This window comes from Pseudomonas sp. 5P_3.1_Bac2 (assembly GCF_025465995.1).
Lineage (GTDB): Bacteria > Pseudomonadota > Gammaproteobacteria > Pseudomonadales > Pseudomonadaceae > Aquipseudomonas.
The window spans coordinates 135,991-159,806 of sequence record NZ_JANLNY010000006.1 but is presented as its reverse complement, the minus strand read 5'-3'; the positions used below and the strand labels follow the sequence as shown (position 1 = coordinate 159,806).

The 23,816-nt window shown below is 55.8% G+C and carries 16 protein-coding genes; 3 read left to right on the top strand and 13 right to left on the bottom strand.

The features are described 5' to 3' along the window. Window positions 1-93: 93 nt before the first annotated feature. Entirely contained in the window at window positions 94-1,260 is a 1,167-nt protein-coding gene (locus NTD81_RS05095; RefSeq protein WP_262180145.1) for a diguanylate cyclase, read from the bottom strand. An 85-nt stretch (window positions 1,261-1,345) separates the two neighbouring features. Beyond that, complete coding sequence (recQ, locus tag NTD81_RS05090; protein ID WP_262180143.1) at window positions 1,346-3,472, bottom strand: DNA helicase RecQ; 2,127 nt, start codon at window positions 3,470-3,472, stop codon at window positions 1,346-1,348. Window positions 3,473-3,657: 185 nt separating this feature from the next. Between recQ and NTD81_RS05085 the strand changes: the two genes are divergently transcribed. Together NTD81_RS05085 and NTD81_RS05080 are read left to right on the top strand one after the other, a co-directional pair. Next, window positions 3,658-4,248, top strand: a complete 591-nt coding sequence (locus NTD81_RS05085) for a YecA family protein (protein ID WP_262180141.1) — start codon at window positions 3,658-3,660, stop codon at window positions 4,246-4,248. A gap of 15 nt (window positions 4,249-4,263) precedes the next feature. Continuing rightward, window positions 4,264-4,662, top strand: a complete 399-nt coding sequence (locus tag NTD81_RS05080; RefSeq protein WP_262180139.1) for a YbaN family protein — start codon at window positions 4,264-4,266, stop codon at window positions 4,660-4,662. Between the two features lie 28 nt (window positions 4,663-4,690). Here NTD81_RS05080 and NTD81_RS05075 read toward each other — a convergent pair whose 3' ends face one another. The 11 genes from NTD81_RS05075 to NTD81_RS05025 all read right to left on the bottom strand — a co-directional run bounded on the left by NTD81_RS05075 (window position 4,691) and on the right by NTD81_RS05025 (window position 19,164). After that, window positions 4,691-6,091: a sigma-54-dependent transcriptional regulator gene (locus NTD81_RS05075; RefSeq protein WP_262180137.1), complete on the bottom strand. Its 1,401-nt coding sequence runs from the start codon at window positions 6,089-6,091 to the stop codon at window positions 4,691-4,693. Window positions 6,092-6,097: 6 nt separating this feature from the next. Beyond that, complete coding sequence (locus tag NTD81_RS05070; RefSeq protein ID WP_262180135.1) at window positions 6,098-7,309, bottom strand: sensor histidine kinase; 1,212 nt, start codon at window positions 7,307-7,309, stop codon at window positions 6,098-6,100. Window positions 7,310-7,491: 182 nt separating this feature from the next. Then, complete coding sequence (locus NTD81_RS05065; protein WP_262180133.1) at window positions 7,492-8,964, bottom strand: sigma-54 dependent transcriptional regulator; 1,473 nt, start codon at window positions 8,962-8,964, stop codon at window positions 7,492-7,494. A 231-nt stretch (window positions 8,965-9,195) separates the two neighbouring features. Further along, window positions 9,196-9,492: a flagellar protein FliT gene (locus NTD81_RS05060; protein WP_262180130.1), complete on the bottom strand. Its 297-nt coding sequence runs from the start codon at window positions 9,490-9,492 to the stop codon at window positions 9,196-9,198. A 27-nt stretch (window positions 9,493-9,519) separates the two neighbouring features. Next, window positions 9,520-9,900, bottom strand: a complete 381-nt coding sequence (gene fliS / locus NTD81_RS05055) for a flagellar export chaperone FliS (protein WP_262180128.1) — start codon at window positions 9,898-9,900, stop codon at window positions 9,520-9,522. An 81-nt stretch (window positions 9,901-9,981) separates the two neighbouring features. Next, window positions 9,982-10,374 carry a flagellar export chaperone FliS gene (gene fliS / locus NTD81_RS05050; RefSeq protein WP_262180126.1) on the bottom strand — a complete coding sequence of 131 codons (393 nt, stop codon included), beginning with the start codon at window positions 10,372-10,374 and terminating at the stop codon, window positions 9,982-9,984. Then, window positions 10,374-12,110 (bottom strand): flagellar filament capping protein FliD, encoded by a 1,737-nt coding sequence (fliD, locus tag NTD81_RS05045; RefSeq protein WP_262180124.1) that lies wholly within the window; start codon window positions 12,108-12,110, stop codon window positions 10,374-10,376. Before fliD ends, fliS (NTD81_RS05050) begins: the two co-directional genes overlap by 1 nt. 75 nt (window positions 12,111-12,185) lie before the next feature. Beyond that, the gene (locus NTD81_RS05040; protein WP_262180122.1) at window positions 12,186-12,539 is read right to left on the bottom strand and encodes a flagellar protein FlaG; all 354 of its coding nucleotides are present in this window, start codon (window positions 12,537-12,539) and stop codon (window positions 12,186-12,188) included. Between the two features lie 71 nt (window positions 12,540-12,610). Further along, complete coding sequence (locus tag NTD81_RS05035) at window positions 12,611-14,125, bottom strand: flagellin (protein WP_262180120.1); 1,515 nt, start codon at window positions 14,123-14,125, stop codon at window positions 12,611-12,613. 260 nt (window positions 14,126-14,385) lie between these two features. Further along, window positions 14,386-18,792 (bottom strand): glycosyltransferase, encoded by a 4,407-nt coding sequence (locus NTD81_RS05030; protein ID WP_262180118.1) that lies wholly within the window; start codon window positions 18,790-18,792, stop codon window positions 14,386-14,388. Between the two features lie 81 nt (window positions 18,793-18,873). Further along, window positions 18,874-19,164, bottom strand: a complete 291-nt coding sequence (locus tag NTD81_RS05025) for a hypothetical protein (RefSeq protein ID WP_262180116.1) — start codon at window positions 19,162-19,164, stop codon at window positions 18,874-18,876. 849 nt (window positions 19,165-20,013) lie between these two features. Between NTD81_RS05025 and NTD81_RS05020 the strand changes: the two genes are divergently transcribed. Beyond that, the gene (locus tag NTD81_RS05020) at window positions 20,014-23,808 is read left to right on the top strand and encodes a hypothetical protein (RefSeq protein WP_262180114.1); all 3,795 of its coding nucleotides are present in this window, start codon (window positions 20,014-20,016) and stop codon (window positions 23,806-23,808) included. Window positions 23,809-23,816: the final 8 nt, after the last annotated feature.

Below are 23,816 nucleotides of genomic sequence, written 5' to 3'. Positions count from 1 at the left end.
ACTAATTATTAGTCAGCTAACCATAACCCTAATTCCGTTACCTGTCAGCACAAGCGGCTGTGATCCACTGTCGCAAATAAATACATGGGGAGGTTAAAAACCCACTTGGTTGCGCCCAAAGGCCTTCGCCTCATAGAGCGCGCGGTCGGCGATCTCATACAGGCGCGACAAAGCGCCGCCCTCCTCACCGGGCTCGGCACAGGCCACGCCGATGGACATGGTCAGGACATTGGCAGTGGATGAGCCACGATGCTCGATCTGCATTTCCTGCAGGGTCAGGCGCAGCGCCTCGGCATGGTTACGCGCCTCATTGACGCTAATGTCATACAACAGCACGGCAAACTCTTCTCCGCCCAAACGCACCGCCATATCCAAGGGCCGCCGGGCCGCTTGCTGGAGCAGATTGCCGATGGTCTGCAGGGCTTTGTCACCCAACTGATGACCGTAATGATCGTTGTAAGCCTTGAAGTGATCGAGATCGCACAGCAGCAAGGCGATGTTGCAATGCTCGCGCTGGGCTTGGCGGTACAGGCTGTCGAATTGACGATTGAAACTGCGCCGATTACGCAAGCCGGTGAGGCTGTCACTCTCGGCCAACATGCGCATGATGCGATTGACCAGAAAGTGCTCGCGAGACTTGTATTCCAGCAAGTAACAACCCACAGCGCCCATCAGGTTGCCAACCAACAAAAACATCATGCTGTTAAACAACATCGCGCGGCTTACCTTGCCCACAAGCACTTCCAACACCACATACATCAGCAGCACTAACATGGAACAGCCGAGCGCTTGGGGCAGGCGCAAGCCGGCTAAAAAATAGCCGGCCATACACACCAACAGCAGCCCCTCGTAGGGGTAACTGGGATCATAGCGGTGGGCATGCGCCACCAGATAGGCTGAAGCGGCTCCCAAGGTCAGCAAGGCCAACAGGCTGAACAAGGGCAGCTGACGAATAAAACGGCGCTGGAAGGCCAACACCGTCAGCCCTACGATGATGGCCAAGCCAATGCTGCGCACGGTCAGCATCCAATGCAATTGCTCAGCACTGAGCAAGACAAAGTCGAAGCCGCCGAACGCCAGCCAGGCCACGATGCCCATGCACAGGCTGATGCGTCTTAGCTCAAAACTTTCGTTGGACTGATAGTCGTGATATTCCCGCTCCAATGGCTCGCTAAAGCGTAAGCGGCGAAAGCCTACACTCAGTTGCTCGGCATAAGGGCTGGAATCAATATCGTGGGGGAGAATAATAGGGGGTAGCACCGGAACCTCGGGAGGGTAAAGCATCAGGCTTTATGAGCGTGTCGATCCATCAACGCGACCACCCTTGATTCCTAGTCGCAGTCACTCAGATTTCAAATTCCGCCTGAAGTGCCGCACGTACGCAATGCAAAATACCAAGCTCAACCCGCCCGTCCAACAGCTCGCTGACGGTGGCGACAGACGGCAACTCGCCCTCCCCATCAAGGAAAGTGTCCTGAATCTGCCCCAGCAGTTCCTCGGGTAAATCCAGCGCTTGCTCCAACGACAGCTGCTGACGAGAAATAGCTTCAGCCAGCAGGCTGTAGACGTTCTTCTCGCTGCAGCTGAGCTGCTTGGCGATCTGCGCCGGAGTCATCCCGGCACAGGCCAAACTCACCAACTCGTGGCGCAGATCGGCCACGCTGGCGCTAGTACTTTGCGCGCCGCCGAGCACGGCCAAAAACGCCTCGCCGTAGCGTTCCAGCTTACGCGCGCCAACCCCGCTGACCTGAGCCATCTCGGCCAAATTAGCCGGCTTGCTACGCAGCATTTCCAACAGCGTGGCATCCGGGAAGATCACATAAGGCGGTACCCCATGCTCCTCGGCCAGCTTGCGCCGTAAGGTGCGCAACGCTTCCCACTGCGCCCGCTCATCGCCACGCACCAACTGACTGGCCGCACTGCTGGAGGCCTTGGCGCTTTGCTGCGGTTTGAGATCACGGCGCAGTTGCAGACTGACTTCGCCCTTGAGCAAGGGCCGGCAGCTGTCAGACAAGCGCAGGCCGCCAAAACCGTCGAGATCGACATCAACCAAACCTCGCGCCACCAACTGGCGGTACAACGAACGCCACTCGGCCTCATGCAGGGCCTTGCCAATACCAAACACACTCAGATGCTGATGACCGACGGCGCGTACTTTGTCGTTATCACGACCGAGCAACACATCCACCAGATGCCCCACGCCATAGCGCTGGCCGGTGCGGTGAATCGCTGACAGCGCTTGGCGCGCCGGCTCGGTGGCGTCCCAGGTTTGCACCGGGTCCTGGCAGTTATCGCAGTGGCCGCAGGGCTGCGCTAATTCTTCATCGAAGTAAGCCAGCAGCGCCTGGCGCCGGCAGCGCGTCTCTTCACACAGGGCCAACATGGCGTCGAGCTTATGCTGCTCGACACGCTTATGCCGCTCATCACCCTCGGAATTATTGAGCATCTGTTTAAGGAAGATGACGTCCTGCAGGCCGTAACTCATCCAGGCATCAGCCGGCAGACCATCGCGACCGGCGCGGCCGGTTTCCTGGTAGTAGGCTTCCAAAGATTTCGGCAGATCCATATGGGCGACAAAGCGCACGTTAGGCTTGTCGATACCCATGCCAAAAGCCACGGTGGCGACCATGATCAAGCCTTCCTCATTGAGAAAGCGCTTCTGGTTGAAGGCACGCAGCTCATTGGGCAAACCGGCGTGATAAGGCAACGCAGGGAAGCCTTGTTCACTGAGAAAGGCGGCGACCTCTTCGACCTTCTTGCGTGACAGGCAGTACACGATGCCGGCATCGCCCTTACGCGGAGTCAAAAAGCTGATCAACTGCTTACGCGGCTGCTCTTTGGGCACGATGCGATAAAAAATATTCGGCCGGTCGAAGCTCGACAAAAAACGCTCGGCACTGTGCAGATGCAGGCGCTGGACGATCTCCTCGCGGGTGCGCATGTCCGCCGTGGCAGTCAGGGCAATGCGCGGCACCTGCGGGAACAGCTCGGCTAACTGGCCCAGTTGTAAGTATTCCGGGCGGAAGTCATGGCCCCATTGCGACACGCAGTGCGCCTCATCAATGGCAAACAGGGCAATCTGCAAGCTTTCCAGAAAGCTCAGCATGCGTGGCTGGACTAGGCGCTCTGGGGCGAGATAGAGCATCTTGATTTCGCCACGCCGGATGCGCATGGCAATCTCGCGCTGCTCGTCGGCGCTTAAGCTGGAGTTCAGCGCCACAGCAGCCACGCCCAGCTCATTGAGGGTGGCAACTTGATCGTCCATCAAGGCAATCAGCGGCGACACCACCACGGCCAAGCCTTCACGCAGCAAGGCCGGCACTTGGAAACACAGCGACTTGCCGCCGCCGGTGGGCATCAGCACTAAGGCATCGCCACCGGTGGCGACCCGCTCGATAATTGCGCCCTGCCGGCCACGAAAACTGTCGTAACCGAATACGTCTTTAAGAATGCGCTGGGCGTGCTCGAGCATGAAGGGTCTCCAAAACAAGCCGGGCATTATACGCAAGCGCTGCTCAAGCACGCTCGGCCATAGCGACTTTCTGTCGTAATGCCCTGCCCGCGCGGCTAAATTGGCTGCGCTGGCAACTGGGCTATGGCCGCTTAGGCTGCGCTAGACTAGAATCCACCTTTGTTTATTTCCTCTAGGTAGCCGCAATGTCCTCCTTCGCCGAGCAACTCTCCCGCCTGCAAGCCTTCCTTGATGCTGATGAGCTGCACGATGAGGCGTTGGATTACATCGCCGCTCACGGTTATCTGACAGCCCTGTCCATCTGCCCTGAGAAAGTCGCGCCACGGGAGTGGATCGACGCCCTGTTCTCTGAACCGCCGCATTACCGCGACGACGCCCAGCGCGAAGAGATCGAAGCCACCCTGATCCAGCTGCAAGCCCATATCGCCCGCCAACTGGCCAGCGACGACGAGCCAGAGGTGCCGTGTGAACTGGACTTGGGCGACGAGCCGGACGATTCCGACCTGCGCGGCTGGTGCATCGGCTTTATGGAAGGCGTGTTCCTGCGCGAAGCCGTATGGTTCGACGACGCCGAAGATGAAGTCAGCGAACTGCTGCTACCAATCATGGTCGGTTCCGGCCTGTTCGACGAACAGCCTGAGTTTGCTGAAATCGCCCAAGACCGCGATCTGGTCGACAGCATGATTGAGCAAATCCCTGAACTGCTGACCGCGCTGTTCCTGCTGTGCAACGCCCCCGAAGAAAAACCGGCTCTGCTCAAACCACGTCACCACTAAGCACGCGCCGGCAGTATGGCGCGCTCCGTCAAACCCCAGCGTAACCCGGTGTTGCGCTACGCCCTACTCGCCATTGGCGGGTTAAGCGTGGCGCTGGGTGTGCTGGGGATTTTTTTGCCGGTGTTGCCGACCACGCCCTTTTTGCTCCTGGCCGCGGCCTGCTTTATGCGCAGCTCCGAGCGTTTCTATCAGTGGCTGGTCAAGCATCCCCAGCTGGGCCCGTGGGTGGTGCCTTATCTCGAAGGCCAGGGCATTCCGCTCAAGGGTAAGGTCTACGCCATTAGCCTGATGTGGCTGAGCATTGGCCTGTCGTGCTATCTGGTGCCGCTGTTTTGGGCACGCTTATTTATGCTGACCAGCGCAGTGTGCGTAAGCATTTACATCATCCGGCAGAAAACCCTAGAACGGCAGTAACGCTTCGAGTCTCTGCCACCTGCGTCAGTTAACTGGCGAACAGATAGGCTTCCACATCCATCCCGGCATCACGCATCTGCGCCAGCTTATAGCGCAAGGTTCGCGGGCTGATGCCCAAGCGCTCCGCAGCCTCCTTACGCCGACCGCGCTCAGCGCGCAGGGTGTCGATGATCATCTGATACTCATGGCGACGCAGATCCTCGCCGAGTACCCCTGCTTCACTCTCAGCGCTGGGCACAGCCAGCGGCACGCTGGCAGCCGGCGCAAAGTTACTCGGCGCGGCGCTCACAGGCGCGGCACCGATGGGCGCGAGCAGGCACAGATCCTCAGGCTGAATCACCCCCCCTTGCTGCAAAATCAATGCGCGCTGAATAGCGTTATCCAGCTCGCGCACGTTGCCCGGCCAGCTATGGCTCAGCAAACACTGCTGAGCTTGGGCGCAAAAGCGAATCGGCCCGTGGTTCATCTTCTTCACGTACTTGGCCAGCAAACGCTCAGCCAGCGGCACGATATCCGCTGGACGCTCGCGCAGCGGACGCCACGCCAAAGGAAACACCGACAGGCGATAGTAGAGATCCTCACGGAAGCGCCCGGCGGCCACTTCTGCGGCTAGATCGCGGTTACTGGTGGCCAGTACACGGATGTCCAAATTAATCGGCTTACGCGCCCCCACCCGCTCCACTTCGCGCTCTTGCAGCACACGCAGCAACTTGGCTTGCAAGGCCAGAGGCATCTCGGAGATTTCGTCGAGGAGTAAAGTGCCGCCGTCGGCCATTTCGAACTTGCCCGGGGCACTGGCGATGGCGCCAGTAAAGGCGCCCTTCTCGTGCCCAAACAGAGTCGCTTCGAGCATGTTGTCGGGAATTGCCGCGCAGTTAATCGCAATAAACGGCTTGCCCGCCCGCGGCGATTGTTCGTGGATATAGCGCGCCAGCACTTCTTTACCTGTGCCGGACTCGCCGGTAATCAACACCGTGGAATCGCTCCGCGCCACCCGTGCGGCCAGGGCCAGCAGTTGCACACTGGCGGGCTCTTGCGCCACCGGACCGCCTTGCTCAGGCAGCACGTGGCCCAAGGCGTGACGATTGATCAAACTCAGCAGCGCCTTGGGCTCAAAAGGCTTGACCAAATAGTCCACGGCGCCTTGGCGCATGGCATCCACCGCCCGCTCCACGGCGGCAAAAGCCGTCATCAGCAATACCGGCAGCTGCGGCATGCGTTGGCGAATCTGCGCCAACAGCTGATGACCATCCATGCCCGGCATGTTGACGTCGCTGATCACTAAGCTGAACGGTTCCTGCGTCAACGCCTGCAGCGCCGCCTCGGCACAGTCCACGGCGCGGTATGCATGGCCGCCCAAGGCTAGAGTGTCGGCCAAGGCTTCGCGCAGCGCGCGATCGTCTTCAACCAAGAGAATTTTGCTGGCCATAGCGCTTTACTCCTGCGGGCTCGTCGGGCGGCTATCCAACAGCGGCAAGCGCAGCAAAGCGCATGTACCGCGCCCCAGCCGCGAGCGCAGTTGCAACTCGCCATGATGAGCACGGGCCACCGCCGTCACTACCGCCAAGCCCAAACCAGTGCCGGTGGTTTTGGTGGTGAAAAATGGTTCGCCCAAGCGGGCTTGGGTCGCCGGTTCAATGCCGGGACCGTTGTCGCTGATGCACAGACGCAAATTGCCGCCGCGCTCATACAGATGAATCTTCAAGCGGGTGTCGCGACCACCGGCCTGGATGGCGTTTTCCACTAGGTTGAGCACGCAGCCAACCAAGGTGTCACGGTTGCACAACAGCTCACCGGCATGGCTGTCGCACTGCCAACGCACCTGCATACCCTGTACGTGGGGTTCGGCAGCGGCACGCACGGCACTAAATAAGGCTTTTGGGCTGAGGCGATCCGGCAACGGCAGCTCACCACGGGCGAAAATCAGCATGTCGCGCACTTGATGCTCAAGCTCATGCAAGCGATCTTTCAAGCGCCCGGCAAAGCGCTGTTGCTGCTCCACCGGCAACACCTCTGCGCTGAGGTGGCTGGCGTAGATCAACGCAGCGGAAAGCGGTGTGCGGATCTGATGGGCCAGTGACGCCACCATCCGCCCCAATGCGGATAACCGTTCGTGGCGCGAGAGCTGCTCTTGCAGGCGACGGGTTTCTGTCAGGTCGCTGAGCAGCACCAACTGGCCCGGCTCACCATGCAGTGAACGCGTAGCAATCGACACCCGGCGGCCGTCTTTGAGGGAAATCTCATGACCGTCGTCTTCACGAGGGGCGAAAGTACGGGCAATCACGTGGCGCCACAGCAGGCCGACCAAGGGCGTACCGAGCAGTTGGCAGGCCACAGGGTTAGCCTCGCGCACCACGCCCTGGCCATCGAGGACAATCACCCCGCCAGGGAGCAGATCCAGCAAACTTTGCAGGCGATGGGCAAGCCGTTCTTTCTCAGCAAGCTCCTGCATACGCTGGGCACTGACCAACGCCAGCTGGCCCTTGAGATCATCAACCCGAGCCTCAAGCATGCTGTACGACTCATTGAGTTGATTCGACACCTGACTAAACAGAGCCAGGGTTTGCTCAATGCCGCTACGGCTCACGGGCTCAGCATTAGCGGCCGAGTGCGCGAAGGTATCGTTGAGTTGCAGGTTGGTGCTCATGGTTATCTCTCGCAGGGCGAGCCGTCAGAAGACAGTCGGTTGCAAGAGCTATAGCAATACCCGTGCCTAAAAAATACTTAATTAAAATCAAATACTTAAACAATAAGGCCGAAGGATACGTCAATCCTTCGGCCTTATTGATGTGGCCTTAGGCAGGCCAGTGACACTTGTCTGACGTAATTTTAATCGTCGAGACCATCGTCCTCGCGACGACTCATGCCGTACTTGCGCATTTTTTCCACCAACGTGGTGCGGCGGATACGCAGACGCTCGGCGGCACGCGCCACCACCCCATTGGCGTCGTCCAGCGCTTGCTGAATCAGGCCCTGCTCAAGGCTGCCGAGGTAGTCTTTAAGGTCTAAGCCCTCTGGAGGCAGCATGGCCACCGAGTCAACTCCAACCGAGCTGGCCATCAGACTGGTGCGCTCATCCAGCTCATCGCGCAGACCGGCGACCATGTTCTCGTCTTCATCATCGACATGACGGAATTTCTTCGGCAGCTCGCCGACGCCAATCACCCCATAGGGATGCATGATCGCCATGCGCTCGACCAAGTTGGCCAGCTCGCGCACGTTGCCTGCCCAATCATGGCGGCACAGCGACATAATGGCGGCGGAGTTAAAGCGGATCGAGCCACGCTTCTCCACTTCCATACGCGAGATCAGCTCATTGAGCAGCAACGGAATGTCTTCAATGCGCTCACGCAGCGGCGCCATCTCGATGGGGAAGACATTCAGCCGGTAGTACAGGTCTTCGCGGAAGCTGCCGTCCTCAATCATCTGCTCGAGATTCTTGTGGGTCGCCGCGATGATACGCACATCCGCGTTCTGGGTTTTGTTGCTACCGACGCGCTCGAAGGTGCGTTCCTGCAGCACCCGCAGCAGCTTGACCTGCATGGGCAGCGGCATGTCGCCAATTTCGTCGAGGAACAAGGTGCCGCCATTAGCCAGCTCAAAACGCCCCGAACGCGAGGTAATTGCCCCGGTAAAGGCGCCCTTTTCATGGCCGAACAGCTCGCTTTCCAACAGCTCTGCCGGAATCGCACCGCAGTTAACCGGTACAAATGGGCCAGAGCGACGCTTGGAGTGATAGTGCAGGTTGCGCGCCACCACTTCTTTCCCCGTGCCGGACTCACCGAGAATCAGCACACTGGCCTCGGTGTCCGCAACTTGCTGCATCATGTGCCGCACTTGCTGGATGGCGCGGCTGGTGCCGACCAGGCTGCGGAACAGATTGCTCTCGCGTTGCCGACCACGCTCACGGGCCTGATCGTACATTTCGCGATAAACCTGGGCACGGTGCAGCGAGTCGAGCAGCTTGTTATAGCTAGGCGGCATCTCCAGGCTGGCCAGCACGCTGCGGCGCTGCTCGTCCGGCCAATCGGCGGCGGCATGCTCTTCAATCAGTAGGGTTGGCAGGAACGCATCCCAAGCGGCAACTTGTTTGAGGGTTTCAAGCAGTCCGCCCTTAGCTTTAACGTCCCCCAACAACACACTTAACACTTCCCGACTGGACTCCAACTGGGCAACGCATTGCTGCCAACTCTGGCTGTCACAAGCGAGGTGATCTTCCCCCAGGAAGTTCAGGATGACCGTCAAATCACGACGGCGCTCAGTGTTGTCGTCAATCAGTAGGATTTTGGTCTCGCGCCACATAATTTCTTTGCTGATCCTGGAGTGAAAAACGCGCCCACTGGCAAAACTCAATCCAGCGCTGCTAATTGGCCACTAGTAAAGTCAATTTACGTCGCACAGTCAATTTAATGGCGTGAATCTTACCGCGTCTAACAATCTGACCACACTATTTATTTTGCGCAGTAGAGTGTCAGCGGGAGTAGCGAGATGGGCAAGGCCGGCACAGCAAAGTACCGACCTGCGGGGGGAGAATCAACCGAAGAGGTTATAGACCTTGGCAGCCTTGCTAGACTGATTCATCTGTAGCAGTTCGCTGGCCAAACGATCTTTCTCGTTTTGGCAAACACTGACCAGCTCACGATACAGCTCCAGGAGTTCCTGCATCCGCAAGCGCAGCGTAGCTTCGTCGCTGGGCGAGTCCAGCATGGCGTCATCCACTGCCTGGCGGCATTGCATATCCAGCTCACCGATCGCCGCCCAATCATAGCTCGCCATGGCTTGACGCATGGCACTGCCAGTTTGTTCAAGGCGTTGCACAGATGAATTCATCTTTAATTCCTTAAGCCATGGCGCAGCTTACTGCGCAATCTGATCCCAGCCGGATTTGACGTTGCGCAGCAAGCCCGCCACTTCATCCAACGGTGCCACATCGTTTTTTAGATTGGCTTCAATTAAACGCGCGGTCATGTACTCGTACAAACTATCCAGATTGCTCGCCAACTCACCACCAGCCTCTAGATTCAAACCTTCACGCAAGCCACCAATAATGCCGATGGCCTTACTGATCAGCTCGCCTTTGAGCGCTAGTTGCTCACGTTCCACCGCACCACGGGCTTGAGCCAAGCGGGTCAGCCCGCCTTCCATCAGCATCTGAATCAAACGATGAGGCGAAGCATCAATGGCCTTGGCTTGGGTATTAACAGATTGATATTGCTTGAGAGCCGCCATTGGGTTCATCGCATGTTCTCGCTATTGGCTAAATGGATACCCCAGCTATCGGCGCAACCAAATAAAACTTTAGCCATTGAAGCGATGAAATCATTGCGCTAGAGCGGGTTCTACTTCCGGGCCAATTTGATCCCAAGCGCTCTTAAGCTGTTCAAGCACACCCTGCACTTCGTCCAGCGAACCTAAGGTTTTATCGATGGCCACGCCCGCCAAACGGCGAGTCATATAGTCGTAGAGGGCATCGAGGTTTTCAGCAATATCGCCGCCCAACGTCTTATCTAAACTGGCCTGCAACACCCCGAGGATAGTGATGGTGGAACCTACGGCTAGACCACGAATCTCGCTATTACCTTCAGCATGAGCTTGCTTGGCCAACATGACGCGCTGCACAGCACCATCAAGCAACAACTGTACGGTGCGGTAAGGCGAGACATCCTGGCTTAGGTTGACCTGCTTATAGGTATCAATCGGCGCTTTACTCATTACGACGAACTCTTCTTGACCACACCAGGTAGATTGGCAAGTGTGTTAGTTAGGTTTTCACTGGTGCGTGAAAGCTGCGATACCAAACTATCCATTGCGTTGTATTGGGCATAGAGACGGGTCTGCAGCTTTTCCATGCGCAGGTCCAAAGCTTCTGTTTGCGTATTGATGCTGCTCTTTATCGACCACAACGCACTTTCACGCTGCTTAATGACGCCGTCAGTCGCGACATAGGGATCTGTAACGCTGGAGAGGCGACCAACCAAACCGTTGGATCCGGTGAGAAACTCACTGACTTGGTCGTACTTATTCACCAGCAAAGCATCAAGCTTGCTGCTGTCGAGACTCAAGGTGCCGTCTTTCTGCGTCGTAACACCTAACTCAGCTAAGGAGCTAATACCGCTGCCACTGGTGTTGAGCGTGACCATCTGCTTGCGCAGACCGGCGAGCAAGTTACGGATGGTCGAGTCACCGACTAGCGCGCCAGTCACAGGCACCTCACCGTCAACCTCAGACGGCACCACAACAGTCAAACTGTTAGTAGCCGCAATCAGTTTGTTGTAGCTGTCGACAAACTTCTGCAGATTAGTGCGAACCGTCGACTTGTCTTGGCTGATGGTGATGTCGACAGTTTTATTCGCCGCAATATCATCTGCCGACTGCACACCCGTGAGGTTGAGCGTCAGGCCTTCGATCACATCATCGATACTGTTAGTGGGCTTTTCCACCGACAGACCATCCACCTTGAATATCGCCGACTTAGCAGTATCAATAGTTTTGCTGTTGCTGCCAGCCGTGGAGGCCAGAGTGCTTAAGCTGACGTCACCGTCACCGGTATCATCACTTTGCGCAGTAACGGTTAGATCTTCAGCGGCACTGGAGTGGATGACCAAACGTGAGCCGCCGTCCACCGTCTCAATCGAAGCACTGATGCCTTGCGAGCTACCGCCGGCATTAATCTTCTGCATGATGGTGTCGAGGGAGTCTTGTGCCTCAACCTCGACACTCAAATTGACGGCACCACTTCCGATGCTCAGGGTGCCTTGCTTGAACGTGGCACTGGCACCACCTGCAACCAGTGGTAATTGAGTAACGCTGCTGCCGCCAGAGAAGCCCAGCGCGTTCAACGAGTTAGCACCTGTAGCAAGACCGTCCTGACTGGCGCTGACCTTCAGATCATTGCCCGCACCAGTTTTACTTGAGCTCAACACCAAACGCGAACCAGATGAGTCGGTCACGATACTGGCACTGATGCCCTGGCTGTCACCCGCCGTATTAATGGCGTCGCGAATACCCAACAGGCTGTTGTTCTGCGCAGTGACGTCAATACTGATACTGGCACTACCGGCACTGATACTCAGCGATCCGGTATTGAACGTAGCAGTTGAACCGCCCGCGACAGAGGGCAAGACAACCTTGCTGCTGGAAGCTAACTGCTGCACCTGCAGACTGAACTTGCCCGCGGGGATAGAGCCAGTGGAGGTGGCGGTCACTACCGAAGAGCTCGATGACGAGACCGTAGTTTTTTGAAAGGCCGAGACGTTTTTCAGGCTGGCAAGCGTTGTACTCAAATCGTTGACCGCAGAAAACAGAGTTCCTAAGCCGGAGATTTGCGACTCCGTACTCTTCTGCAGAGTATCCAACTGATTTTGTTTTGGCGCTCTTTCCGCCGCCACCAAAGCAGGGACGATCTTATCGATTTCAATACCCGAGCCTAAGCCTGAAATACCAGCCATGATTCACCTCGACAAAATTATGACTACCAACCCTTATGGATATTGAATAGTCAAAAGCCGTGCCAACCTTCTAGGTCAAGCCTCGGCCTTGAAAAGCAAACTGCGAACCTCGGAGAGGTTTTCAGCCAGCTGTAATGCTTCCTCAGAAGGAATCTGTCTGATCACATCACCCGAGCCACTGTCTGTGACCTTTACAATGACCTGACCACTATTCTCTTCGAGCGAAAAGTTGAGACTGCGACTGACCGACTGGACGAAGTCTTGGATAGTTGCCACAGCCGCCTCTACATCTTCACGAGTACCACTGCGCGCGTTCACGTTATTGCCTCGCAGCCCAGCAGCACTAGCAGTTTCTGCGGCTGAACTGGCAAAGGAAGTATCAGCAACAACAGAGGCTGTAGCTGAGCTTGCAATAGACCTGACATCCATAATCATCTCCTCAGAATGAGGCAACGGGGGAAAGAGTTAGCCCCTTCCCCCCGTAGTCTAGCTGGTTAAACTTAGCCCAGCAGGCTGAGCACCGCTTGTGGCAGCTGGTTGGCCTGAGCCAGGATTGCTGTACCAGCTTGTTGCAGGATCTGGTTTTTAGTCAGTTCCGAAGTTTCCGCTGCGAAATCGGTGTCACGAATCCGGCTGCGGGCAGCAGAGGCGTTTTCCGAGATGTTTTGCAGGTTGGAAATGGTGTTCTCAAAGCGGTTTTGTACAGCACCGAGTTGAGCACGTTGGCTATCGATGTTAGCGATTGCACCGTTGATGATACCCAGAGCATCTTGAGCACCAGTCGACGTGCTGATGTCGATCTCACGGACAGTATCCAGCTCACTGAATACAGCGCCGCTGCTAGTGGCCAAGCCCGAGCCCATACCGGACAGGGAGAAGGCATCCGACGCTTCGAAACGGATCTGACCGTCTGCACGCATACCCGAACCCGCGGAAATAGTGCCGGAGCTCAGTGCAGTCTCACCAGCGAAGTCGTAGGCAGTGAGGCTTGCAGTGCCGGAAGTCGCGGCAAAGTCACCGAGCACGATGGCATCGCCACGGGAGCTAACCAGTTCGATCTCGCCGCCTTTGGAGATGGCCGAGATACCAGTTTTGCCGGTTTCTTTGTTGATTGCGTCGGCCAGAGCGCCCAGATCCGAAGGATCTTTGACCACAGCCGAAACAGTTGCACCTTCCGCTGCAGTGGTTTTGCTGTTAGCGCCGTACAGCTTGAACGACACCGTGTTGCTACCCGAAGCGCCGGCAGAGATGCCACCCAGACGGGCAACAGTACGTGCACTGGCGGTTACGCCAGTCTCGTCGCTCTTACCGTTAACAGCAGCAGCCACTTCACTGGCGGAACCGCCCGAAGCATAGGTGACAGCCACATCACCTTTGGACAGCTTGGAGTTAATGCTGAAACCGCTCGAGGCAAACGCACTGCCGGAGGTTGCATTAAAGCCGCTACCTTGAGCGGACGGTGCATAGCCAGTACCAGCGCCCTGAGCGGAAGTGAAGCGGTTAACACCGATGCGATCGGTGGCGGCAGAGCCAATGGATACGTTGATGGTTTCGTAGGCGTTGGCACCGACTTGGAAGCTCTGCGAGCCGAACGAGCCGTCGAGAATTTTACGGCCACCGAAGCTGGTGGTGTCGGCAATACGGTTCAGCTCTTGTTGCAGCTGAGCCACTTCACCTTGCAGGGCTGCACGTTCGCTGGCGCCGTTAGAGCCGTTGGCCGATTGCAGAGCCAGGTCACGCATACGCTGCAGGATACCGGTGGACTGCTGCAGTGCACCTTCAGCGGTTTGCGCCAAGGAGATACCGTCGTTGGAGTTACGGGTAGCAACGTTCAAACCGTTGATCTGACTGGTCAGTCGGTTGGAAATCTGCAGGCCGGCGGCATCGTCTTTAGCGCTGTTGATCCGGAAGCCGGTCGACAGACGCTGCAAAGAGGTATCCAGACCCTTTGACGAGGTGTTGAGGTTACGCTGAGTGTTCAGCGAGGCAACGTTGGTATTGACTGTAAGGGCCATGATGAATTCCTCCAAAGGTCCTAGCTAAGTTCGTCTGAGCTTGCGAGCTTTGGGCCTGCTTGCTCAGACGCCCCATAAAGTTCGCATTCGATTGTTGTATCGGCGTACTTGCGGGGAGCTTTAGGGCCTTAACAGAATTTTTTTATTGGTATACAAGCCTAAAAATTGAGATTTGCGCAGCCCGCCACGACTGCGCATTGCAAAACCGAGATCTGCTGCCTGCCCTAATCAGCAGATCTAAGTCTAAACCCCATCACTACCTAGCCTGCCGACCAAGCTTGCATCCAGGCTTTAGCATTGGCCTCATCCAGCATCCAATCCTTGTGCACCCGAGCGCGCAACTCATCCCCCAGCTTCGCACTGGCATCCAGATCACTGATGTGCGCACGAATAGCATCGACCCAATCCTTAAAGCGATTCTTAACCCGTGTCACAGGTAAATCACCCTTATAACAGACCAAGTCACTGCAAATAACAGGGAACCCACAGACGCCATACTCAAGCAAGCGCAGGTTACTCTTACACTCGTTGAACAGGTTCTGCTCGACCGGTGCCAGAGCTAGGTCCAGATCCATGCTCGCCAGGGCTGCCGGGTACTGTGCTATATCGACACCAGCATGGAATTCATAAACGTAGGGCCGCAGTTTTGCTGGGCACATACCAAAGAACACCCACTCCACTTCGTTGGCCAAGGCTTTGACCACGTCCGCAATCAGTTCCAGGTCACCGGTATGGCTGCCGCCACCGGCCCAACCTACACGCGGCTTACGACCACGACCGCGCTTACTCGTCAGGCCTTGCCACCACTGTGGCGCCAAGCGGTTTTCCACTACCTGAATCTGCTCATGCAGCCCAGAGAAGGCATCTGCCAGACGCTCGGTTGAGACGACAAAACGATCAACAAAGCCCAGGCCCTTGCGCAATGATTTCAACACGTCCTTAGGCATATGCTCGCGGTGCATACTTTTCATGGGCAGATTGGGTAGATAGTCGTCCAGCTCATAGACCTTAAATGCCCGCGAGAATTTTTTGATTCTGCGCATCGCCTCCAGACGTTCATCACCAATCTGCCGCTGCAGCACGATTACATCCGGGTCATAGCGCTCAAGATCGATGACCTGGAGTAAGCCCGGGGAAAGCATGCCATCGATCAAACCGGCTTCTTTTTGCGCGTTGAACGGCAAAATAATCCGGTAGTTGCCACAGCCATGGGGGTCAGCCGGATGGGCCAGAACCACAGGCAATGGCTGCCAGGTCAAGGGTCTCCAGGTCAGCTTGATATCCGGCTCGACTTCAAAACCTTTGCCGTTGAGAGAAAAGTTCGGGTTATAAGCCGGGTCGCGCGCTAACAAAGGCAACCAGCGCTCGTACATTTCATCCTGCTCACCGATAAAGCGCTTGCGCTTGATCTCGGCAGTAGCCTTATCAACGTGAGTCTGACTAACACTGCCTTCGTGCAGCAGTTGCGCGTAGGGCGTCCACACGGTCAGATAACCTGCCTGGCGGACCTTCAAACACAGATCGACGTCGTTGTAAGAGACCTTAAACGCCTGCTCATCCAAGCCACCGACTTGCTCGTAGACTTCGCGCCGAATCATCAGACAGGCAGCGGTAACGGCGGTGTAATTCTGCACCACTTGCATACGCTGCATGTAACCCGCAGCCTCAGCTGGCTCACCAATAAACGGGTGATCAGCAGGGCCACGTAATCCTAGGACGACCCCGGCATGCTGGATGCTACCATCCGGATAAAGCAGCTTGGCCCCGACTACACCCACTTCAGGACGCTGCGCATGGTTGAGCAGTTCATTCAGCCAGGCGCCATCAATAATCGCCGTGTCGTTATTCAGTAGCACCAAGTACTCACCCCGAGCTTCCTTGGCCGCCATGTTATTGATCGCTGAATAGTTGAAGGGATGCGGGTAACGCAGCACGCGCAAATTGGCCTCCCCCATCTCAACAATCCCTTGCAGCCAATGCTGAGCTTGGGAAGTCTCGCTATTGTTATCGACGATCAACACCTCGTAGTTCGGGTATTGAGTCAACTCCAACAGACTCTCGACACAGCGCTGTACCATCGGCAACTGGTCTTTGGTGGGGATGATAATAGACACCAGGGGCTGAGCAGCATGCCCGTAATTAACGCGATAACGACCTGGAGCGCCGGCCACTAAGCTGGCGTTGTAACCGCGCACCTGTAGATGCCGCAGCAAAGTGGCTTGCTCATCCGGGTTGTCTTGAATTCGCGGCGCATCGTAGATGACCAGCGGCTCTGCGACATGGGCCATGCCATCAATGCCATCGCGCTCAATCAAGCGTAGGAGCAAGTCAAACTCCAACGCGCCCGCATACTCTTGCGTGTAACCTCCCAACTCAACAAACAATTGCCGGCTGAACAACCAATGCCGCGCCATGGCTAAAGGTAAGCTGAGCAGGTAATCCAGGTTTACCCCTGGACGCAATGCCGTACCCAATACGCCTTGCGCATCTCGGTGCATCTCATCGGCAAACAGCGCCTTGCAGTCGGGCTGCCGAGTCAGGTGCAAGGCCGCCATCATCAGGCCGCTGGGGGTAAATTCTTCTCCCGCACTCACCAGCATGAACCATTCAACATCTGCCGCACTGATCAATTGATTAAGCACTGGGACATAGTCCTCAGGATCAATCTGACAGAAGTGCAACTTGTCCGCTGCAGAGGTCTGCGGTACTGCTGCCGGGGTCAGGGCAATGATCTTCAAGGTGGCATACAAGCCACGTTCAAGGCCAAGACTCTTGATCGTGGCCATCAGTTTGGAGGTATCACCTTCAAGGTCTAGTACCACCACACCAAGCACAGGGCCGCCTGCGTGATTCTGCAGATAGCCTGAGATCAGTTGATTTTCATGCTCAGTCGGTAACCGGTTGGCCAACCAGTTATCAATAAAGCCAGGGGCCTGCTGCGCCTCAACAAGCTTGATCTGCCCTGGCACAGCTGTAGGGGCAGGCTGTGCGTGCGCCAACTCATTCTTCAGTTTCGCCAAGGCCTGCCGCAGATGGGTCGGCGAATAGCGAATTTCCAGTTGCGAAGCCTGCAAGCCCTCAACATTGCCCGCGAACAACTGCACCTGCTGTAGAAACTCAACTTCACGCGCTAGATAAGCGTCCAGATCCACTCGCTGGCCGGTCAACTGAGCCACGACCCGCGCCGCTAACTCAGCCAGCCCCAACGGCGTATCGTTTGCCGGGCGTGCCACAGTGCCAATGCGCGCCAGACAATGGAACAGGCCACGGAACAGCGGCAAAGCCACTTCAACCTCTGGCCACAGGCGCCACTCCAGGTCGAAGAAACAGCTATTACCATTAGCATCAATCAGCAGATTGAATGGGGTGGCATCGAAGTACTCGCCCGGCAATACCTGCCGGCCAGCCACAGTCTTGGCCTTGCTAAACAGCAAGTGGGATAGAGGCCGCAGCCACTGGGCGAGGCTCTCAATCCCCCAGCCCTCGCGATTAATAATCGGCAGCAAGGAGTTAAACAGTAGCTCGCCACTGCTGAGCGCTTCGCTGTCAGCAAACTGCATCCAATGGGGTTTATCCGCATTAGTTGCAATCCGGCGGCGACGTACCTGTAGCTGCCCCGCCACACCATGGATGCTGACTTCTTTATTTAACCCGCGGCGGCGCCCATTGGAATAAGTAAATGCGACAGCCTGGTTGTCGCTGACCCAGTTGCCCTGGCCCTTCTTGGCCACAATAAAGAAGGAGTTAGCCAAGTCCCCCACCAGACCGTTTTCAACCAGGCCGCGGTAGGCTGCGCCTTCTGAAAACACGCGCTGATAAGTAGCACTCTGATTAGGTGCAAAGACCCCACTGAGCAAGTTCAGCAATACTTCAGGTTCCTGCTCAAGAGCATGTTCGGTGAGAACCATGGTTGGCAGTTTGTAATCTGGGTAGGGATAGAAGTACTCCAGGTCGCCAAACTCAGCCTTTTGCAACACACGAGCTAAGTCACGACGACCGAAAGTTACGGCCTCGCCTTCACCATAAAGGCTTTCAATACCGTAGAACGGAATCCCCTGGTGGTCTTCGTAAGCACCCGCCCAATATTTGAGGCCTAGCTTGTTTTCGATGGCAATCAGCAACACGCCATCCGGCTTGAGGAATGAACGCGCTAGTGCCAAGGCAGCCCCTACCGGGTCATCGCCACCGATAAATTTACGGCTGTACTCCAGCACACCGATAAGGGTCACGACGTCAAATAAACCGTCAGCCTCGAAGTCTTGGAAGTTGTCGTTGTAGACTTTGACGTTAGGCAGATCACGGCAACGGGCTGCAGTGATACCTGCACGGCGCAAGCTGCCCTCAACGCACGTTAGTTCACAACCGGTTTCCCCCAAGAAGCGGCTGATGGCGCCACATCCCGAGCCTAATTCCAGCACCTTTTTGCCACGGAGGCTGGCCTCAATGGGACGGAACAGGTTGGCCCGCGCCGGGCTCAGGTGATAAAGGGTCGGCCAGTTGGAAATGTACCGTTGCAACTCTTCAGAGCCGCTGGAAACATCACTGGCTCCTTTGATGGTCGCATACAGGAAATTCTCTACGGCATCGCCATCGCTGTAGTTGAACCTTGCGGCACCAGCTTTTACGTAGATATTAAATTCCGGGTCAAGCTTATAACGTGTGCTCACATCAAGATCATCCAGTGAGTTGATTAAAAGATCTAAACAGACGATCTACTGGCTAACAAAGAAATTCAAAACCCTAACCTTTCAGAACGCCGGTGCCGGCAACGATTGAGTGAACTGTTTTAGCGGGTCGATCCCGACTGCGCAGCCCGTAGCAAGCTTTAAGCTCCCGGCGTTGCGTACACCAATTTCCATATAGAGTTCAGGCTGCAGGCTTTCATGAAGCATGGGCAAAACCTCCAGGTAATGCCGCTGACCGCTGACCGCCTCTTGGCTCATATCAATCACCCCAACGCTATCGTGTAAAGGTTGCTCCAAGCCGCTAGCCAGCGCATCCAGTGCACCGTACTGACTAACCGCTCGCGCATCAGTCATATTCCTGACGCTATGCTCGGATAGATCCTGCAATGCAATTATTTAGCCAACTCATAAATTTGGCCTGAGGCCACTCCTTGCTAGCGCGCCCTAGCCCTCGCTTGCCGAACAAACCTTTAAGACGAGCCAAGTCATTACAGCAACAGCCAGATTGAGTTGCGACACATGAGTCTAGACAGCAAGGCTAGTGGTTGTCATAGGCAACTTAACCACAGGACTAAGCCAAACAGCCCAACACAGTACAAAATTAAAACGACTCAAAGAACATATCCAATTTACAAAACCAATTATTAGCAAAGCCCCCAAGCATATTGAACAACTACAACTTTCATAAACTTAATGGGCGCAACCCCGCCCTCCCCCACACAACACCGATTAATAAAAAACAACCGAAGAATGTGATGCATCTCAAAATTACGATTAAAACTATCGTAACCCTTCATACATATACCCACACCTGCAGCCGACGCTGTCTTTAAGCCCCCCAGCCAAGGCAACCCCGCGGATTACGTGCCTCTCAGCAGCCACCTCGATGCTGTCTAGAACTTCTCAGACGATGAAGCACGACTCTTCTAAAAATTCCATCGGGACACAAAGTGACATCCAAAAGATACAGACCAAGCCAAAAGCCCGATTTAGAGCGGCTAATAAGAATGCAGTTGTTACATAGCAGGCTAATCAATATAGCTATTTGCCACTATTTGATCTAATTGCGCTAAAGTTGTTCGACGAAGCGCCGACCTGCTTACAGACAGAGCCTGCTGGACGGTGGGCAAAACTTACGTGACCCCAGACTCACTAAAATAACTACTGGGCGTCATTGATCTAGATACGACAGAGGGCAGCACCATGACCGCCATCACTAGTTTTAAGTCTTACACCCTTGATCAAGTAGCTGCCCTCACCACAGATCAGATTAAATCGGCTGATTCGGCTGCGATTAAAACCTTAACTGCGCAGCAGATCGAAGTCCTCTCGGCCGAGCAAGTAAGCTCGATTGATGAAGGCGTCATCGTTCATCTCAATACCGCGCAGATCAAAGCGTTCTCGGCCTATCAAATTGAATACGGCCTATCCTCCGGGCAAATCAGCAACTTCAACACCTCGCAACTGCGCACCTTAACCACCGCGCAAATCGCCAGTCTGACCTACGAACAAGTAGGAGCCATCGGCTCCGACACTGTCAAAACGCAGGCGCTGACCGCCCAACAGTTGGCCGCACTCAGCGCCGAGCAATTGCGTAAGTTAGAAGTCGATGACACGGCTGCTGCCCTAACCACCGCCCAAGTGCAGGCGCTGACGGCTGGGCAACTGGATGCGGTTAATGTCCTGACCACCGGACAGATCCAGAAACTGTCGACCAAACAAATCGGTGAGCTCAGTATTGAGCAACTGCGCTCGATGAAAAGTGAACAGGTTGCAGCTTTGACCTCCGCCCAGGTGCAGGCCCTTAAACCTGGGCAACTGGATGCCATCGATATTCTCGGCTCCTCGCAAGTGGCCAGCCTGAGCACTAAGCAAATCGCCGGCTTAACCACCGATCAGTTACAAGGCCTGGGGGTAGATCAACTGGGGGCACTCACCGGCACCCAGGTTAAGGCACTGAAGACCTCACAGATTCAAGCGCTGGATGAGAGCCAAATCCGCAGCCTGACGGCCATGCAAGCTCGTTCATTAACCACCGCGCAAATCAATGCTATGAGCGCGGAGCAAGTGTCCTCGCTGTCGGCGCAAAGCTTGAGCATGATGAACACGCTGCAAATTGGCGCCATTAGCAGCAGCCAAGTGAGCAGCCTGTCCCAGGAACAACTTTCTGCCCTGCTGCCGTCACAAATCAGCGCTCTGAAAACAGACCGCATTGCCGCCTTGACCCCTGACCAAGTTGGCGCACTGAGCACGAGTGCGATCAAAGCCATGACCACCGCCCAAGTCAGCAAGCTGACAACCTCTCAGTTAGGCTCCTTGAGCGCTGAGCAACTGGGGGTGATGAGCACTGCGCAAATCAAGTCTTTGGGCGATGTCGGCATCGGCGCACTGAGCGCCGACCAATTATCGTCTTTGTCAGCATCGGCCATCAGCTCGCTTACCACGGCTCAAATCTCCAGCCTAAGTTCCGACAAGATTGCGAGCCTGAGCACTCAGCAAACTGCCGCCTTAACCTCCGCTCAGGTTAAAGCGTTGGGCACTGGCAATATTAGTGCTCTGACCAAGGATCAAGTCTCCTCGTTATCTACAGCGGCAATCGTTGGCATACAGCTTGATCAAATCGCCACGATGACGACCGCTCAAATTCAAAGTCTCTCTGCGGGGCAAATCAGTAAGCTAACCAGCAAAACCGCGCAGAGCCTTACAGATGAACAAATCGGGGTAATGACTTACGAGGCCGTAGGCAAGCTGGCCAGCACCTTCAAGGCCAACCAGATCGCTGCTCTCAGCACCGACCAACTGCAGTCGCTGACCACCGCTCAATTCAAAGCGCTGACCACCGCCCAGATTGGCGCCCTAAGCACCGAACAGCTTGGCGCCTTGAAAACCGAGCAGCTGGCGAGCATGAGCGCAGCCCAAGTTAAGGCCTTAAGCGCCGATACCAAAGGCATCAAAGTGCTCAGTGGCGAGCAGATTGCGGCCCTGTCCACTGCGGCCATTGCCAGCATGAGCACGGCGCAGATTGCTGCCTTAAGCGCAGAACAAATCACCAGCCTGACCGACGATCAGGCCGCCAAACTCAGCGCTAGCGCGGTGAAAACCTTGAGCACGGCGCAAATTCAGGCACTGGAAGCCAATGACATCAACAGCCTGAGCAGCAAGCTGCAAACCAGCCAGATCGCCGCGCTGACCGAAGACCAGGTGAAAAGTCTAAGCACCGATAAAATTGCCGTGCTGACCAAAGGCCAGGTCGGCTCTCTGACTGAGAGCCAAATCGCCGCCCTGAGCTCCACCCAGTCACAGGCGCTCTCGAGCACACAACTGAGCGCCCTGACAGCCACCAAATTGAATCAACTCTCCAAAGAAGCCCTCAACAATCTTAAGAGCGATGCCCTGGCCGCTCTTAACACCACGCAGATCAGTGGACTGTCGACTGAGCAAATACGCAACCTGACCAGTGATCAGGTTAAAAATTTAAGCAATTTGCAGTTCAACGCGTTGACCGCTGATCAAGTGAAGGCACTTGAGCAAGAAGATTTAGATGAAGGCCTCAATCGCTTGCAAAGCAAGCACATCGCGGCCCTCAGTGACGGTCAGTTGGCCTCGATCGGCGGTACTGCCGGCATTGCTGCGCTAAGCACCAGCCAGATTCGAGCCTTGACCACTGCGCAGGCGGCACTACTTTCGTACGGCCAAATTAGCGCTCTGTCTGAGCAGCAAAGTGCTGCGCTGACCACCGCCCAACTGGCTAATCTCAATGGCGGTCAAATCGCCAGCTTTGAGACTCAGGACCTCAGAAGCCTGAGCACCACACAAGTCAAAACACTGGGCTCGGATCAACTGAGCTTCTTAAGCAAGGATCAAGTGCAAGGCCTGAATAACAGCCAATTGCGCGCGATGGATAACGATCAGTTAGGTAGCGTGCTGAACAAGCTCTCCACCGATCAGATTGGCCAGCTCAGCACGACGCAGGTCAAAGCCCTTAATACTGATCAACTGCTCAGCCTGACTAATGAACAGGTGAGGAGTTTCAGCCAAAGCCAATTGCGCGTCCTCGATAACACTCAACTGGGCATCATTGAAGACTTAGCCGCAGCGAATGCTAACGACTTCTCCGTTGAGCAAATCCAAGGCATGAGCACCACTCAGCTGGCTAATATGACTTACAGCCAAGTTAAGGGCTTGACCTCGGATCAGGTACAAGCGCTGTCTGCCGTACAGGTGGGCGCAGTGGTGAAAAAACTCACCGGCAACGACATTCAAGACCTTTCACTAGAGCAGGTGGCAGGATTAACCACCGAGTCCATTGCCGCGCTGAAAACCGGCCAGGTTGCGGGGCTCAGCAATAATCAGTTGACTGCACTAACGAATAGCCAACTGCTCACCACCCTGACTGACGCCAACGACTCGCTGCTGCGCAATCTAGATACCAAAGTTAACCAATTGCTGGTGGAGCAGATCGCCGCCTTGGGCGTAGCCGGCGTTAGTGATGCAACCAAAGGACTTGAATCAGGACAAATTGCCGCCCTGAGCAGTACCCAATTGCGGGGCCTGACCACGGCCCAAGTGGCAGCTCTGAGCGATGAACAACTAGGCGCAATCAGTGGTACCAACTTCAGTACCCTGCAAAATGAACAGATCGCGGCGTTGACTTCAGATCAGATGGGCTATCTGAGTGCCGGCCAGATTGGCGCGATGACTGGCAGCCAAACCCGTGCGCTTAGCACAGCACAGCTCAACGACCTGGCGGGCGGCGTGGCCAATATCAGCAGCGCCAACATTGCTGAACTGACACGCGAACAGTTGGAAGGCCTTGACGCCACCAATCTCGCGGCAATCAGCAGTACTCAAGCACAGGCCCTGTCCAACGATCAGCTCGAAGCGCTGAACGTAACGCAACTGGGGCAGTTGACTATCGATAAACTGTCCGCCGAACAGAAAGGCTTCCTCCAAGAGATTCTCTCTGCAACGGACTATGCCAGCTTGACTACACCTTAATTTAATAG